General features: G+C 69.7%; 11 protein-coding genes. 6 read left to right on the top strand and 5 right to left on the bottom strand.

Annotated elements, in window-relative coordinates:
• The first annotated feature begins 8 nt into the window (after window positions 1-8).
• Window positions 9-3,011: a bifunctional [glutamine synthetase] adenylyltransferase/[glutamine synthetase]-adenylyl-L-tyrosine phosphorylase gene (locus Q9S36_RS14470; protein WP_311285714.1), complete on the top strand. Its 3,003-nt coding sequence runs from the start codon at window positions 9-11 to the stop codon at window positions 3,009-3,011.
• A 60-nt stretch (window positions 3,012-3,071) separates the two neighbouring features.
• Here the strand turns inward: Q9S36_RS14470 and glnA are convergent, their stop codons facing one another.
• On the bottom strand, window positions 3,072-4,496 hold the full coding sequence (glnA, locus tag Q9S36_RS14465; RefSeq protein ID WP_251449712.1) for a type I glutamate--ammonia ligase: 1,425 nt from the start codon (window positions 4,494-4,496) through the stop codon (window positions 3,072-3,074).
• 134 nt (window positions 4,497-4,630) lie between these two features.
• On the opposite strand from glnA, the gene Q9S36_RS14460 reads away from it, so the two are divergent.
• On the top strand, window positions 4,631-5,023 hold the full coding sequence (locus tag Q9S36_RS14460; RefSeq protein WP_311285713.1) for an RDD family protein: 393 nt from the start codon (window positions 4,631-4,633) through the stop codon (window positions 5,021-5,023).
• A gap of 17 nt (window positions 5,024-5,040) precedes the next feature.
• On the opposite strand, the gene Q9S36_RS14455 is transcribed toward Q9S36_RS14460, so the two are convergent.
• Complete coding sequence (locus Q9S36_RS14455) at window positions 5,041-5,751, bottom strand: DUF4191 family protein (RefSeq protein WP_311285712.1); 711 nt, start codon at window positions 5,749-5,751, stop codon at window positions 5,041-5,043.
• Window positions 5,752-5,873: 122 nt separating this feature from the next.
• Here Q9S36_RS14455 and Q9S36_RS14450 point away from each other — a divergent pair, with 122 nt between their 5' ends.
• Window positions 5,874-7,157 carry a hypothetical protein gene (locus Q9S36_RS14450; protein ID WP_311285711.1) on the top strand — a complete coding sequence of 428 codons (1,284 nt, stop codon included), beginning with the start codon at window positions 5,874-5,876 and terminating at the stop codon, window positions 7,155-7,157.
• A 9-nt stretch (window positions 7,158-7,166) separates the two neighbouring features.
• On the opposite strand, the gene sucB is transcribed toward Q9S36_RS14450, so the two are convergent.
• From sucB to Q9S36_RS14435, 3 genes are all read right to left on the bottom strand, one after another.
• A complete protein-coding gene (gene sucB / locus Q9S36_RS14445) occupies window positions 7,167-8,981 on the bottom strand; it encodes a 2-oxoglutarate dehydrogenase, E2 component, dihydrolipoamide succinyltransferase (protein ID WP_311285710.1) in 1,815 nt (604 codons plus the stop codon).
• Between the two features lie 63 nt (window positions 8,982-9,044).
• On the bottom strand, window positions 9,045-10,418 hold the full coding sequence (lpdA, locus tag Q9S36_RS14440) for a dihydrolipoyl dehydrogenase (protein WP_311285709.1): 1,374 nt from the start codon (window positions 10,416-10,418) through the stop codon (window positions 9,045-9,047).
• On the bottom strand, window positions 10,415-11,893 hold the full coding sequence (locus Q9S36_RS14435; protein WP_311285708.1) for a leucyl aminopeptidase: 1,479 nt from the start codon (window positions 11,891-11,893) through the stop codon (window positions 10,415-10,417). Before Q9S36_RS14435 ends, lpdA begins: the two co-directional genes overlap by 4 nt.
• Before the next feature lie 85 nt (window positions 11,894-11,978).
• On the opposite strand from Q9S36_RS14435, the gene Q9S36_RS14430 reads away from it, so the two are divergent.
• The 3 genes from Q9S36_RS14430 to Q9S36_RS14420 all read left to right on the top strand — a co-directional run bounded on the left by Q9S36_RS14430 (window position 11,979) and on the right by Q9S36_RS14420 (window position 15,174).
• Entirely contained in the window at window positions 11,979-12,899 is a 921-nt protein-coding gene (locus tag Q9S36_RS14430) for a PAC2 family protein (protein WP_311285707.1), read from the top strand.
• A gap of 224 nt (window positions 12,900-13,123) precedes the next feature.
• Entirely contained in the window at window positions 13,124-14,479 is a 1,356-nt protein-coding gene (locus Q9S36_RS14425; RefSeq protein ID WP_311285706.1) for an RNA polymerase sigma factor, read from the top strand.
• Window positions 14,476-15,174 (top strand): coenzyme F420-0:L-glutamate ligase, encoded by a 699-nt coding sequence (locus Q9S36_RS14420; RefSeq protein WP_311285705.1) that lies wholly within the window; start codon window positions 14,476-14,478, stop codon window positions 15,172-15,174. Before Q9S36_RS14425 ends, Q9S36_RS14420 begins: the two co-directional genes overlap by 4 nt.
• The last annotated feature ends 1 nt before the right edge of the window (window position 15,175 follow it).

Here is a 15,175-nt window from a genome sequence, read left to right as displayed (position 1 = left end):
CCGGGCTCATGTCGGCGACGGATCGCTCCACCTCCCTCACGGAGCTCGCCCGCCTCGGATTCAGCAGTCTGTCCGAGGCCGACGCGCTCCTGGCCGAGATCTCCGACGCGACGGGGTTCGAACGCGGAACCCTCACCGAGCGGGCCACGGCGGCGGCTGATCCCGACGCCGCCGTCGCGGCGGTCGCGAAGATCGTCCGACGTGCCCCACAGGCCGTCATCGACCTTCGCGGCGACCCCGTGGGATGGCGCGCGCTGTGGGCTCTGACCGGAGCATCTTCCGGCTTCGCGGACTTCTACCTGCGGCATCCCGAGGAACTCGCCTCGCTGCGGGGAGCGGGCGCGGCGCTCCCCGGCATCGAAGCGATGCGCGAGACCATGCTGCAGGCGGTCGGCGCCGAGGACGGGTTCGCGGCGGGCGGGGGAGAGGCATGCTGGGTCGCGCTGCGCGTGCGCTACCGCCGGATCCTCGCGTGCATCGCCGCGTACGACCTGACGAGTGACTCCGCGGTCGACGAGATGCCCGCGGTCGCGGCGGCTCTGGCGGACGCCGCCGGAGCCGCACTGGAGGCCTCGCTGTGCGTGGCACGCACCCGCATGTGCGGCGGCGGACCGGGCGGAGGCTCGTTCACCCGCGACGAGGTCGCGGGCACGCTGCTGGCGATCATCGGCATGGGCAAGACCGGCGCGCGCGAGCTGAACTACGTCAGCGACGTCGATGTGATCTTCGTCGCCGGCCTGGCCCCCGACGCCCCGGACGGGTTCGCCGAAGGCCGGATGCTCGACATCGCCACCCGGCTGGCCGTGCAGACCATGCGGGGCATCTCAGGCGTCGAGATCGAGCCACCGCTGTGGGAGGTCGATGCCAACCTCCGCCCCGAGGGCAAGCAGGGCGCGCTGGTGCGCACCCTCGACTCGCACCTGTCGTATTACGACCGGTGGGCCAAGAGCTGGGAGTTCCAGGCGCTCCTGAAGGCGCGGCCCATCGCGGGAGATCCTGTGCTCGGCGACGCGTACGTCGCCGCGGTGCAGCCGAAGGTGTGGACCAGCGCGGCGCGCGAGAACTTCGTCGACTCGGTGCAGCGGATGCGCGAACGGGTGACCGAGCACATCCCCGCGGAGGACGTCGCCTTCCAGCTGAAGCTCGGGCCAGGCGGCATCCGCGATGTGGAGTTCACCGTCCAGCTGCTCCAGCTCGTGCACGGTCTCAGCGATGACAACATCCGCCAGCGCGGCACCCTCGACGCACTGGACGCGCTGGTGGCCGAGGGATACATCGGGAGAGCGGATGCCGCCGCCTTCGCCCGTGACTACCGCGTGCTGCGCCTGCTCGAACATCGCGTGCAGCTTCGGGCGCTGAGGCGCACGCATCTCATGCCGGCTCGCGAGGAGGAGCGACGCGTCCTCGCGCGCGCATCCGGCCTGGCGGCCTCCGCCGAGGACGTCTGGGCGCTGTGGGAGGCCACGAAGCGGGAAGTCCGGGACATCCACGTCCGCCTGTTCTACCGCCCCCTGCTTTCGGCTGTGGCCGCGCTGCCTGCCGAAGAACGTGTCATCTCGCCCGCGCAGGCGCACGACCGCCTGGCCGCGATCGGCTTCACGGATCCCACCGGGGCACTGCGCCACATCGGCGCCCTCACCAGCGGGATCAGCCGGAAGGCGACGATCCAGCGCCACCTCATGCCGGTGATGATCCGCTGGTTCGCCGACGGCGTCGATCCCGACTACGGTCTGATCGCGTTCCGCCGCCTCAGCGAGCGGCTCGGCAACACGCCGTGGTTCCTGCGGATGCTCCGAGACTCCTCGGGCGCCGCCGAGAGCCTCACCCGTGTCCTCTCCGGATCGAGGTACGTCGGTGAACTGATGGAGTGGATCCCCGAAGCCGCCGCATGGCTGGATGACGACGAGCTGCTGCGGCCGCGGTCGGGCTCCTCCCTGCAGCAGGAGGCGCGGGCCATCCAGACGCGCCACACCGACATCACCGGCGCGATGCGGGCCGTGCGCGCGCTGCGACGTCGCGAACTCCTGCGGGTCGCCATGGCGGGCATCCTCGGCACGACGACGATCGAAGAGATCGCCGACGCGCTCACGACGATCACCGAAGTCACCATCCAAGCGGCACTGCGGGCCGTCCGACGCGAAGTGGTCCCCCCCGAGGACGACGATCTCGACTTCTCGGTGATCGCGATGGGACGCTTCGGCGGGCGGGAGCTCGGGTTCGGCTCGGACGCCGACGTCATGTACGTCTACCGGGCGAACAGCGTGGCTCCGCAGCGCGCGAACCAGCTCGCCCTCCAGATCGTCGCGGAACTCCGCCGTCAGTCGGAGGACCACCGCGTGCCGCTCGACCTCGACGCCGATCTGCGGCCGGAGGGGCGGAGCGGACCGCTCGTGCGCTCATTGGACAGCTACGCCGCGTACTACCAGCGCTGGTCGCTGTCCTGGGAGGCCCAGGCGCTGCTGCGGGCGCGAGGCGTCGCGGGCAGCGTGAAACTCATCGCGGCGTTCACCGCCCTCGCCGATGAGATCCGCTACCCGGCGGAGGCCGACGCGCAGGGCCTTCGCGAGATCAAGCGCATCAAGGCGCGTGTCGAGAACGAGCGGCTGCCGCAGGGAACGGATCCGGCGAGACATCTCAAGCTGGGTCCCGGTTCGCTCTCGGATGTCGAGTGGCTCGTCCAGCTGGTGCAGCTGCAGCACGCGCATCGGGTATCCGGGCTCCGCACCACCTCCACGATCGCCGCGCTGCGAGCGGCCGAGGACGAGGGACTCGTGCCGGCGCAGAGCGCGGACCTGCTCGCCGAGGCGTGGCGCCTGTCGAGCAGACTCCGATCGGCGAACACGCTGCTGTCGGGTCAGACCAGCGACGTGCTTCCCGCCGATCGTGGCCGCCTCGACGGCATCGGGCGCCTGCTCGGCTACCCGCCGAGGTCGGCGACCCAGGTCGAAGAGGACTACTTCGGCGCCACCCGACGTGCGCGGCGCGTCTTCGAGAAGCTCTTCTACGGCTGATCGCTTCGACGGGAGAAGCCCCCCGGATCGAGATCCGGGGGGCTTCCTGCGGTGCGTGGGTCAGACCCCGAAGTACAGCTCGTACTCGAAGGGGTGCGGACGCTGAGCGATCGGCTGGATCTCGTTCTCGATCTTGTACTCGATCCAGGTCTCGATGAGCTCGGGCGTGAACACGTTGCCCCGCGTCAGGAACTCGTTGTCGGCGCGCAACGCCTCGAGCGAGTCCAGGAGCGAGTTCGGCACCTGCGGAATGTTCTTGGCCTCCTCGGGCGGAAGCTCGTACAGGTCCTTGTCGACCGGCTCGTGCGGCTCGATGCGGTTGATGATGCCGTCGATGCCCGCCATCAGCTGAGCGGCGAACGCCAGGTAGGGGTTGCCCGAGGCGTCCGGGGCGCGGAACTCGATGCGCTTGGCCTTCGGGTTGGTGCCCGTGATCGGGATGCGGATCGCCGCCGAGCGGTTACCGGCCGAGTAGACCAGGTTCACGGGTGCCTCGAAGCCCTTCACCAGGCGGTGGTAGCTGTTGAGGGTCGGGTTGGTGAATGCCAGGACGGCGGGCGCGTGGGCCAGGATGCCGCCGATGTACCAGCGCGCCACGTCGGACAGACCGCCATAGCCCTTCTCGTCGTAGAAGAGCGGCTCGCCGTTGTTCCACAGCGACTGGTGGGTGTGCATTCCCGAGCCGTTGTCGCCGAAGAGCGGCTTGGGCATGAAGGTCGCGACCTTGCCCCACTGCTCGGCGGTGTTCTTCACGATGTACTTGAACTTCAGGATGTCGTCCGCGGCGTGCACCATGGTGTCGAAGCGGTAGTTGATCTCGGCCTGGCCGCCCGTGCCGACCTCGTGGTGCGCGCGCTCGAGGAGGAGTCCGGCCTCGATGAGCTTGAGGCTGATGTCATCGCGGAGGTCGGCCTGCTTGTCCACGGGTGAGACCGGGAAGTATCCGCCCTTGTAGGGGGTCTTGTTCGCGAGGTTGCCGCCCTCTTCCACACGGCCGGTGTTCCAGGCGCCCTCTTCGGAGTCGACCGAGTAGAACGACGAGTTCTGCTTCACCTCGTAGCGGACGTCGTCGAAGATGTAGAACTCCGCCTCGGGAGCGAAGAACGCGGTGTCGGCGATGCCGGTCGACGCCAGGTACTTCTCGGCCTTCTTGGCCACCTGACGCGGGTCCTTGGAGTAGATCTCGCCGTTGCGCGGGTTGTAGATGTCGAAGACCATGATGAGCGTCTTCGCTTCGCGGAACGGGTCGAGGTATGCGGTCGACACATCGGGGATTAGCTGCATGTCGGACTCGTGGATGTTCGCGAAGCCCCGGATGGAGGAGCCGTCGAACAGCTGGCCGACGGTGAAGAACTCCTCGTCGACGGTGGCTGCCGGGATGTTGAAGTGCTGCTGCACACCAGGAAGATCCGTGAACCGGATGTCGAGGAATTTGACGTCCTCGTCCTTGATGAACTTGAGCACCTCGGATGAATCACTGAACATGAAGTCTCCAGGGGTAGGGCATCGGGAACTGCCGCTCGCAAAGCGAGCTTGCCTGGCAACGTACCGGTGGGGCATTGCCCGGCAGTGACATGATTGTTTCCGGCATGTTACACGGGCCTGGTTAGGCTGATCCGGTGACGCAGAGTGCGCAGGAGTATCCGGGTGAACGGCTCGGCCTTCCCCGCGACGGAGACGGTTCAATCGCCCGCCCTGGGCGGCGCGTGGCGGCGCTGTTCCTCGATTACGGCGCCGCCTACCTCATCTCGGGCTTCTTCGGATGGGACCCGCTCGCCATCCTCACGATCTTCGCGATCATCCAGATCGTCTTCATCCCCACGCTCCAGGGGAGCCCGGGGCACCGCCTCTTCGGTATGCGTCTTCAGCGCGTCGGTGGCGGCTGGGTCGGCCTGGCCAGGCCACTGCTGCGCACCCTCCTGCTGGTCGTCGTCATTCCGGCGGTGATCTGGGATGCCGATCAGCGCGGTCTGCACGACAAGGCCGCCGGAACGGTGCTCGTCCGGACCTGACCCCCGCCGCGCGCGCGTCAGCGCGGGCGCGGGGCGCGCACCTTGGTGGGGTCGATCCCCTTCGGGATGGGAAGGGACGAGAGGGACTGCGAGACCGACTCGACCCGCTTGATGACCGCCGCCATCGTCGCGCGGTCGATGGCCTTCGGCAGCGACTTGATCGTCGAGGCCAGCTTGCCGACCGGAACCTCGTCGGAACCGTGGCCGAGGTAGAGGACGGTGACCGGAACGCCCGACGCCACGCGCTGCACTTTCGCCCGCTCGTCGTTCACCAGGCGAGTGAGGCGACCGCGAGCACCCTCGCCCACGATGACGATCCCGCCTCGGCCGATCGCGCGATACACCGCCTCCTGGGTCTTCGGGTTGATCCCCACCGGCATCTCGCTGGCCTGCCAGCGCCGCCCGAGTGAGGTCGACAGCACATGACCGGCCGCCCCCGGCATCCCGTCGATCTTCTTGTACATCGCCAGCGTCGACATGCGGGTCATCGTCATGAGCGAGGCCAGCACGCCGAGCATCAGCCCGGTGACGCCCCAGAGGATGACACTCCAGATGGCGACGGGCGGCAGCAGGAATCCGAGCCCCACGCCGAGCGCGACACCGAGCAGCAGCACGCCCACCAGCAGGAACGGCAACCAGCGGTATTCCTTCTGCGTGAACGTGTAGAGAGTGCGGATCTGCGAGAAGAAGCCGGGGCGCTTCTCGGGCGTCGTGGTGCGGGCTGCCATGCGCATCATCCTACCGTTCCACCGCCTCGCCCCCTCCTCCCCAGTGCCCCTCCTGGATCGGTTCCTCCACAGCCTGGCGGGGGAGCCTCCGGCGGTCGGCGTGCCGGGACGACACTCGTCCCATGACCGAACGCGAGCTGATTCCGGGTGTGTATCGCACCATCCGCGGCCTCAGCGCGGGTCGCGAGGCGCCGTGGGCGGGCACCCTGTGCCAGGACGCAGCGGGGGCCGCGTTCCACGTCGTCGATGCCGAGGTCCTCGGAGACGACTGGGCGGGGTGGCGGGCCGCGCCCGACGGCCATGTCCTGGCCGCCGTGGACGTGGTCCGGCGGGCGTCGGGCCACGACGCCGTGCTCCCGGTGTGCGACGAGCCCGTGACGGCGCTCCTCGACCGTCGCGCCGGGGCGGGCGCGCCGCTTTCGGCGGGGGAGGCCGTGACACTCGGCATCAGCCTGCTGAGGGGGATGGGCGAGCTTCCCTCTGACGCGGCTGCTTCGTGCGCGGACTGGTGGATCACCGGGGACGGTCGACCGGTGGTGGTGTCGGGCGCAGGGCGGGACGACGCCAGGGCGGCCACCGTCGCCCTGGTCGAGCACCTGAGCAACCACGTGGACCTGTCGTGCTGGGGCCGGGTGCGCGATGCGGTGACGGTCGAGCGGTTGTCCGCCGTCGAGATGGATGCCGCCGAGGCTGCGCTCTTCGCCGAGGCGGCGCCGGAACCGCTCGCCACCGCGGTGCTCGCGCCGCGCACGGCACGCAGCGTGAGTCGGGTCGGTCCACCCGAGATCGAACCGGTGCCTCCCGCTGACCCCTGGCCGCTGCGTGCGCTGCGGCACGTCGACGGCGACCTCGCGGACATGGTGTCCCGTGCGACGACGTCGCTGTGGCGGCGTGCGCGGGCGGCGCCAGGATCGGCGGGCAGGCGCAGACCGTGGGCGATCGCCGGGGGCGTCGCCGGGCTGATCGTCGCGGGTGGGCTGCTCTGGCCGACACCGGCCGAGCCCGGGCCGGCCGCTTCCGCCCCACCGCCGTCCGCGACCGAACGCGCCACGGCGACACCCGCCGCGTCGTCGGCGGCGGCTGAGGAAGCACGGGTCCCGGGCGCCACCGCACACGAGGACGAGGACCTGGCGGCCGTCCTCGCGGATCTGCTGGCCAGACGTGCGGAATGCGGGGGAGATCAGTCCTGTCTCGAGACGACCGCCGCGGCCGCGTCCGTCTCGTCGCAGACACTGGATCTGCCGGAATCCGATCGAACCATCGAACTCGTGGACGACCTCGGCGACGTCGCGGTTCTCAAGGTGGTGCCGCGCGATGCCTCACTGGCAACGCAGTTGGTCGTCATCGTCCGTAAGGACGGCTCATGGCTGCTGCGGGACGTTCACGACGTCCTGCAGCAGCCATGAGCGGAGTCGTCAGATACCGAGCTGCCCGGCGAACGCCGCCTGCTCCAAGCGGGTCTTGACCGCGCTGAGGAACCGGGCCGCGTCGGCGCCATCCACGATGCGGTGGTCGTACGACAGCGCGAGATAGACGTACGAGCGGATCGCGATCGCCTCCTGACCATCGACCTTCACCACGCCGGGACGCTTCACGACAGTGCCGGTGCCGAGGATGGCGGACTGCGGCAGGAAGACGACGGGGGTGTCGAACAGCGCGCCACGAGACCCGGTGTTGGTCAGCGTGAAGGTGCCGCCCGCGAGCTCGTCGGGCTTCAGCTTGTTGTTCCGGGTACGCGCCGCGAGATCCGCGATCTCATGGGCGATCTCGGCGATGTTCTTGCTGCCGGCGTCGCGCACCACGGGCGTGAGCAGGCCGCGCTCCGTGTCGACGGCGATCGACAGGTTCTCCGACGCCGGGTAGACGATCGATTCGCCGTCGACCGTGGCGTTGATGACGGGATGGGCCTGCAGCGCTTCCGCGGCGGCGAGGGCGAAGAACGGCAGGAACGACAGCTTATCGCCGGTCTTCTCGAGGAACTCTGCCTTCACCTGATCGCGGTACGCGGCCAGCTTGGTCACGTCGACCTCGACGACGGTGGTCAGCTGAGCGGTCGACTGCATCGAGGCCACTGCCCGCTCGGCGAGGACCTTGCGAAGGCGCGACATCGGCTGGGTCGTTCCGCGCAACGGCGAGACCTCCACCTCGGGTGCGGCCTCGGCGGCTGCGCTCGGTGCGGACTCGGCGGGGCTCGCGGCAGCGGTGGCCGCCTTGAGGACGTCCTCCTTGCGGATACGACCCCCGACACCGGTGCCGGTCACCGAGGCCAGGTCGACTCCCTGCTGCTGGGCGAGGCGGCGCACCAGCGGTGTGACATAGGTCGGCGCGTCATCGTCGGAGGACGCCCCGGCCGGCGCCGCCGTCTCGGGCTTCTCGGCGGCAGGCTGAGCGGCGGGCTTCTGCGCGGCAGGCGCCGGGGCGGGCTCCTCAGCAGGCTTCTCGCTGGCGGGTGCCGGCGCGGACGGCTCGGGGGCGGGGGCCTCCTGCGCGGGCGCAGCAGCGGGAGCAGGCTCGGCGGGTGCGGATTCTGCGGGAGCCTCTGCCGGGGCTGCGGGTGCGGGTGCTCCGTCGCCGATGCGGGCGAGCGGCGATCCGACGGCCACGGTCTCGTCCTCCTGCACCAGGATCTGCTGCAGTGTTCCCGCGAAGGGCGACGGGATCTCGGTGTCGACCTTGTCGGTGGAGATCTCCAACAGCGGCTCGTCCTCGGCCACCTCGTCGCCGACCTGCTTGAGCCAGCGGGTTACGGTGCCTTCGGTCACCGACTCGCCGAGCTCGGGGAGCACGACATCCTTGCCGGCGCCCGAACCCGCATCGTTCTGCGCGGGCTGCTCGGTGGGCTGCGGGGCTTCGGCGGGCGGAGCTGCTGCCTCGGCAGGTGCCGCCTCTTCGGCAGGCGCCTCCTCGGCAGGTGCCTCCTCGGCAGGTGCGGCCTCTTCCGCGGGTACGGCCTGTTCCTCTGCAGGGGCGGGCGCGGACTGCCCGCCACCGGAGCCGTCGCCGATCTTGGCCAGCACGGCTCCGACCTCGACGGTCTCGTCCTCCTGGACGAGGATCTCCTCGATGACGCCGCTGACCGGCGAGGGGATCTCGGTGTCGACCTTGTCGGTCGAGATCTCGAGCAGTCCTTCGTCGGCCTCGACGGTGTCACCGACCTGCTTGAGCCAGCGGGTGACCGTTCCCTCGGTGACGCTCTCTCCGAGCGCGGGGAGGACCACGGAAGTGCTCATGGGGTTGTCTCCTTCAGGATGCCTGATGTTCGTCTAGCTTAGTGATGCTGATGGGTCGGATCGTCAGAGGGTGTGCAGCGGCTTGCCGGCGAGCGCCAGGAAGGCCTCACCCAGAGCTTCGCTCTGCGTCGGGTGCGCGTGGATGAACGGGGCGATGTCTTCGGGATGCGCTTCCCAGGCGACGGCGAGCTGGCCCTCCGAGATGAGTTCTCCGACGCGGTCCCCGACCATGTGCACGCCCAGGACGGGCCCGTCCGTGGCGCGGACGACCTTCACGATCCCGCCCGTCCCGATGATCTCGCTCTTGCCGTTGCCGGCGAGGTTGTATTCGTAGGACGCCACTGCGTCGGCGCCGTGACGCTCGATCGCGGCGGCCTCGGTCAGACCGACGGAGGCGACCTCGGGGCTGCTGTAGGTGACTTTCGGAATGAGCGCGTCCTCGACGACGACCGGCGCTCGTCCCGCGATCTCCTCGGCGACGAAGATGCCCTGCTGGAATCCGCGGTGCGCCAGCTGCAGACCGGGCACGATGTCGCCCACCGCCCAGACGTGCTCTGCCGTCGTGCGTAGCCGCTCGTCGACGCGGACGAACCCGCGATCGAGTTCCACTCCGGCGCCCTCGAACCCGAGATCCGCAGTCAGGGGACCGCGCCCGACCGCGACGAGGAGATAGTCCGCCTCGAGCCGGTCGCCGTTCTCGAGCTCGACGACGACGCCGCTGTCGGACTGCGACGCCGACGCGAAGCGCACGCCCAGAGACGAGGAGATCCCGCGACGGCGGAAGGCCCGCTCCAGGGCCTTGCTGCTGGCGACGTCCTCAGCCGGAACGAGATGCGGCAGCGCCTCGACGATGGTCACGTCGACGCCGAAGGATCGCCAGACACTGGCGAACTCGACGCCGATGACACCCCCGCCCAGGATGACGACCGACCCCGGCACCTCATCGAGGGCGAGGGCCTGCTCACTGGCGAGGATGCGCCCGCCGATCTCGAGGCCGGGCAGGGTGCGGCTGTACGAGCCTGTTGCGAGGACGACATCCGTGCCGAGATAGCGGTCCTCGCCGACGCGCACCGCCGGTCCGGGCTCGAGCCGGCCCTCGCCTCGGACGACGGTGATCTTGCGCGCCTGGATGAGACCTTCGAGGCCCTTGTGCTTCTTGGCGACGATGTTCTCGCGATACGCGCGGAGCCCTGCCGGGTCGACGCCCTCGAACGTTGCGCGGATGCCCACCGCTCCTGCTCCGCGCGCGCCGTCCGCCACTTCTGCAGCGTGCAGGAGCGCCTTCGTCGGGATGCATCCGCGGTGGAGGCAGGTTCCGCCGAGCTTGTCCTTCTCGACCAGGGCGACGCTGCGACCGAGTTCGGCCGCACGCAGAGCCGCGGCATAGCCGCCGCTCCCACCGCCGAGGACGACGAGATCGAAGGTGTGGTCGGTCATCGGGTCACCTCGCCCGCGACGAACCTGATGAGGGCGCGCACCGTCGCGGCGGTGGGCCCCTTGTCGGTGAATCCGAACGGCGATCCCTTGTGCATGCCGCTGCCGGCGATGTCCAGATGCACCCAGGGGATGCGCGGGGCGTCGGGCTGGTCGTCCACCCGTCCCACGAAATGCCGCAGGAACAGACCGGCGAACAGCGACCCGCCCGCCGGATCGCCGATCTTGGCGTTCTGCAGGTCTGCGATGGGGGAGTCGAGCTCGTCGACCATGTGCGCCGGAAGAGGAAGCTGCCAGGCGAGCTCGCCCGCCTCGGCGGAGGCGGCGAGGTACTCCGTGACGGCCCCATCGTCTCCCATGACTCCGGTGTGGCGATTGCCGAGCGCCACAGTGATGGCGCCCGTGAGGGTCGCCACGTCGACGATCACGTCCGGCTTCTCGCGGCTCGCAGCCACCAGGCCGTCGGCGAGGACGAGCCGGCCCTCGGCATCCGTGTTGAGCACCTCGACCGTGGTCCCGTCGAGCATCCGCAGCACATCGCCGGGGCGCGTCGCGCGCCCGGACGGCATGTTGTCGGCCAGGCACAGCCACGCGGTCACCTTCACGTCCGCCTCGACCTTGGCCACGGCGCGGAGCACGGCGAGCACGGTGGCCGCGCCGCACATGTCGTATTTCATGCCGACCATCGAAGCCGGGGGCTTGAGCGACAGGCCGCCGGTGTCGAACGTGATGCCCTTGCCCACCAAGGCGACGTGGCGGGTCGCCTGCGCAGGTGCGTACTCGAGTCGCACCAGGCGGGGCGGACGGTCGGACCCCTGACCCACGCCGAGGATCCCGCCGTAGCCGCCCGCGCGCAACGCCTCCTCATCGAGGATCTCGACGGTGACCGCGAGGCCCGCGACCTCTTCCTCGGCACGCGCTGCGAGGTCTGCCGGTCCCAGCCACTCGGCCGGGATCGCCACGAGATCCTTCACGAGCGCCACGGCCTCCGCCTCCGCGTGCACCGCGGCGAGAGCCTCGTCGTCGGCCGGCGCGTCGCCGTGGATGATCACGGTGGCGGCACGGGACTTCGGCGCCTCGGTCTTGTAGCCGTCGAACCGGTAGCCGCCCAGAGCGGCGCCCTCGGCGGCGGCGCGCCACGCGTGCGGCCCGGCGAACGGGGCGCCGACGGCGACCGTGGCGTACCCCGTGAGGGAGCGGATGCCGGCTCCGACGGCTTCCCGGATCGCAGCGTCGTCCGGTGCGCCGCCGGTGCCCACGACGGCCAGAGGGCGGGTCGTCGCCGCCGGGGCGAACGTCCGCTGGAAGGAGCCTGGGGCGCCCGCGAAGCCGGTGGCTTCGAGTGCCTCGCGCAGACCCGGCCAATCGGCGAGGACGGCGTCGTCCGCGTCGGTGAGCGGGGGGAGGGCGAGGAGGATCGCGTCGGCTTCGGACTCTCGGATGGGGTCGGTGCGGTATTCGAGGTCGGGGAACGACATGGCTCCCATCCTAGGGAGGGGATTGTTCGCTGTGAGCGGGACGCGGCCGCATCCGGCGGGTCGAACCGGCTCGTAGCATGGCCACATGCCCTTTTCCGGATCGATCCTCGAGCGCGTGGCGTCCGCCCCGCCGGTCCCGCGCGGCCTGCCGCTCGTGATCGCGTTGACCGGCTTCACCGACGCAGGCAGCGCCGTGAGCCGCGTCGTGCAGTACCTTCGCGACGAGACCGGTCCGACGCCGCTGGTCGTCTTCACGAACGACGTGCTCCTGGACTACCGGGCGCGCCGCCCGGTGATCTCCTTCGACGCGGACCACCTCACCGATTACCGCCCGGCTCGGCTCGAGCTCTCCCTCGCGCACGACACGCTGGGCCAGCCGTTCCTCCTTCTCGCCGGTTACGAGCCCGACTTCGCGTGGGACGCCTTCGCACTCGCGGTGACCGAGCTGTGCGATGAACTCGCCGCGAGCACCGTGACGTGGGTGCACGCGATACCGATGCCCGTGCCCCACACCCGGCCGCTCGGCACGACCGTGAGCGGCACCAGAGCCGACCTCACGGCCGCGCACTCGGTCTGGAAGCCGCAGACCCAGGTGCCCGCCACGGCGGGGCATCTGCTCGAGTACCGGCTCGCCGAGGCGGGTGTCGCGGTGGCGGGCTTCGTCATCCTCGTTCCCCACTACCTCGGCGACACGGAGTATCCGGCCGCCGCCCTGGCCGCCCTGGACAGCCTCACCGTGGCGACGGGTCTGGTCTTCGCCGGTGACGCGCTGCGCGACGAGAACCGGGACTACCTCGAGAAGGTGGACGAGCAGGTGACCGGCAGTGAAGAGCTCTCGCGGATGGTGCAGGCTCTGGAGGAGCGTTACGACGCCTACATGGCCGGATCCACGAACGCGACGCCGATGATCCACACCGGCGATCTGCCCAGCGCCGAGGAACTCGCCGCTGAACTCGAGCGCTTCCTCGCCACGCGTCCAGCGGACGAGGACAAGCGCGGATCCTGAATCGGAGGAATGTGCCGGGTCCTCGACGCGTTGGGACACAGCGACAGAGATGCCGCGCCGGCCGGGGGAGTGCCGCGCGGTGAGTGTGAGACAATAGACGCTCCGACCCGTTGTCAACCCGTTCCGCCGTGCTCTGCGCGGCCTCCGGACTTGACAAGGGTCTTACTAGTGTCCGAGATCTACCGGTGGGAGTGCTGTCGGCACCCGGCGGTGAAAGGCGAAACGTGACTCCAGGCACGAACACCAAGGCCCGTGCGGCCGCGGCGGCGAAGGACACCGACGCGGAGACGGTCGAGCCGACCGATACCGCCGCCCCCGCGACCAAGAAGGCGGCGGCCAAGAAGCCGGCCGCCAAGAAGCCCGCCGCGACGCGCGCGAAGGCTGCGCCCAAGACCGCGGCGAAGAAGCGCACCTCCGACGACGACACGGACGAGATCGACGACGATGTCGAGATCGACCCCGCTGAGGACACCGCCGATGAGGCGGATGCCTCCGATGAGACGCCCGCCGACAAGACAGACGGCAAGTCCACGGCCGACGCCGACTCGGACGACGACGAGGAGAGCACCAAGCCGGTGTTCACCGAGCCGCTTCCGACGGGCGCCATCGTGCTGTCCTCGAGCGACGAGGACGACGTTCCCGTCTACTCGACGCAGATCACCGGGGCGACGGCCGACCCCGTCAAGGACTACCTGAAGCAGATCGGCAAGGTTCCCCTGCTGAATGCGGCCGAAGAGGTCGAGCTCGCCATGCGCATCGAGGCCGGTCTCTTCGCCGAGGAGAAGCTCTCGCACATGTCCGCTGCCGAGAAGTCCAGCCAGCTGGGCCTGGACCTGCAGTGGGTCGCGCGCGACGGGCAGCGGGCGAAGAGCCACCTGCTGGGGGCGAACCTGCGTCTCGTGGTGTCGCTGGCCAAGCGGTACACCGGGCGTGGGATGCAGTTCCTGGATCTGATCCAGGAGGGCAACCTGGGTCTCATCCGCGCGGTGGAGAAGTTCGACTACACCAAGGGCTTCAAGTTCTCCACGTATGCCACGTGGTGGATTCGGCAGGCCATCACCCGCGCGATGGCGGACCAGGCGCGGACCATCCGCATCCCGGTGCACATGGTCGAGGTCATCAACAAGCTCGCCCGCGTCCAGCGGCAGATGCTCCAGGACCTGGGACGCGAGCCCACCCCCGAAGAACTCAGCCGTGAGCTCGACATGACACCCGAGAAGGTCATCGAGGTCCAGAAGTACGGCCGCGAGCCCATCTCCCTGCACACGCCGCTCGGTGAGGACGGAGACAGCGAGTTCGGTGACCTCATCGAGGACACCGAGGCGGTCGTCCCCGCCGACGCGGTCGGGTTCACGATGCTGCAGCGTCAGCTCGAGTCGCTGCTGGACTCGCTGTCTGAGCGCGAGGCGGGCGTGATCCGCATGCGATTCGGCCTCGGCGACGGACAGCCCAAGACGCTGGATCAGATCGGCGACACCTTCGGCGTGACCCGTGAGCGGATCCGTCAGATCGAGTCGAAGACCATGGCGAAGCTCCGGCACCCCAGCCGGTCGCAGTCGCTGCGGGACTACCTCGAGTGAGCGGCGAAGCAAACGCCGGCAAGGCGCTCACGGTCGAGGTCGACGGCACCTCGTACTCGCGGATCCCGATCCGCACCCGCGTGGTGCTGCCGGGGGACGATCTGGACGCGTTCATCCGCGAGTACGTCGGCGACAGCCTGCGGCCCGGGGATCTGCTGTTCGTGACCGAGAAGATCGTGGCCATCACGCAGGGGCGTTCGTACCTTGTGGACGAGATCACGCCGCGCCGGCTGGCGCTCTTCCTGTCGAAGTACGTCACGCGCACGCCGTACGGCATCGGTCTGGGCATGCCGGAGACGATGGAGATGGCGCTGCGCGAATGCGGCACCCCGCGCATCCTCCTGGCCGCTGCGGTGTCGGCCGTCACGAAGGCCTTCGGTCGCAAGGGCGACTTCTATCGCATCGCCGGAGACAAGGCACGCGCGATCGACGGCCCGACCAGCGGTACGATCCCTCCCTACAACAAGGCCGTCGTGCTGGGTCCGGAGCGACCCGACGAGGTCGCGAAGCACCTCAAGGCGCTGCTGGGCGGCGCCGCGGAGGTCGCAGTGGTCGACATCAACGACCTCGGTGGGAACATCCTGGGGTCGACGGTGGACCGTGCAACGGAGAAGCGGCTGGTGACGATCCTGAAGGACAACCCTCTGGGGCAGGGCCACGAGTCCACGCCGCTCGGCATCATCCGCGCCGCCTGAG

This window comes from Microbacterium sp. ARD31, assembly GCF_031844425.1.
This window is presented reverse-complemented; position numbering and strand designations above follow the sequence as displayed.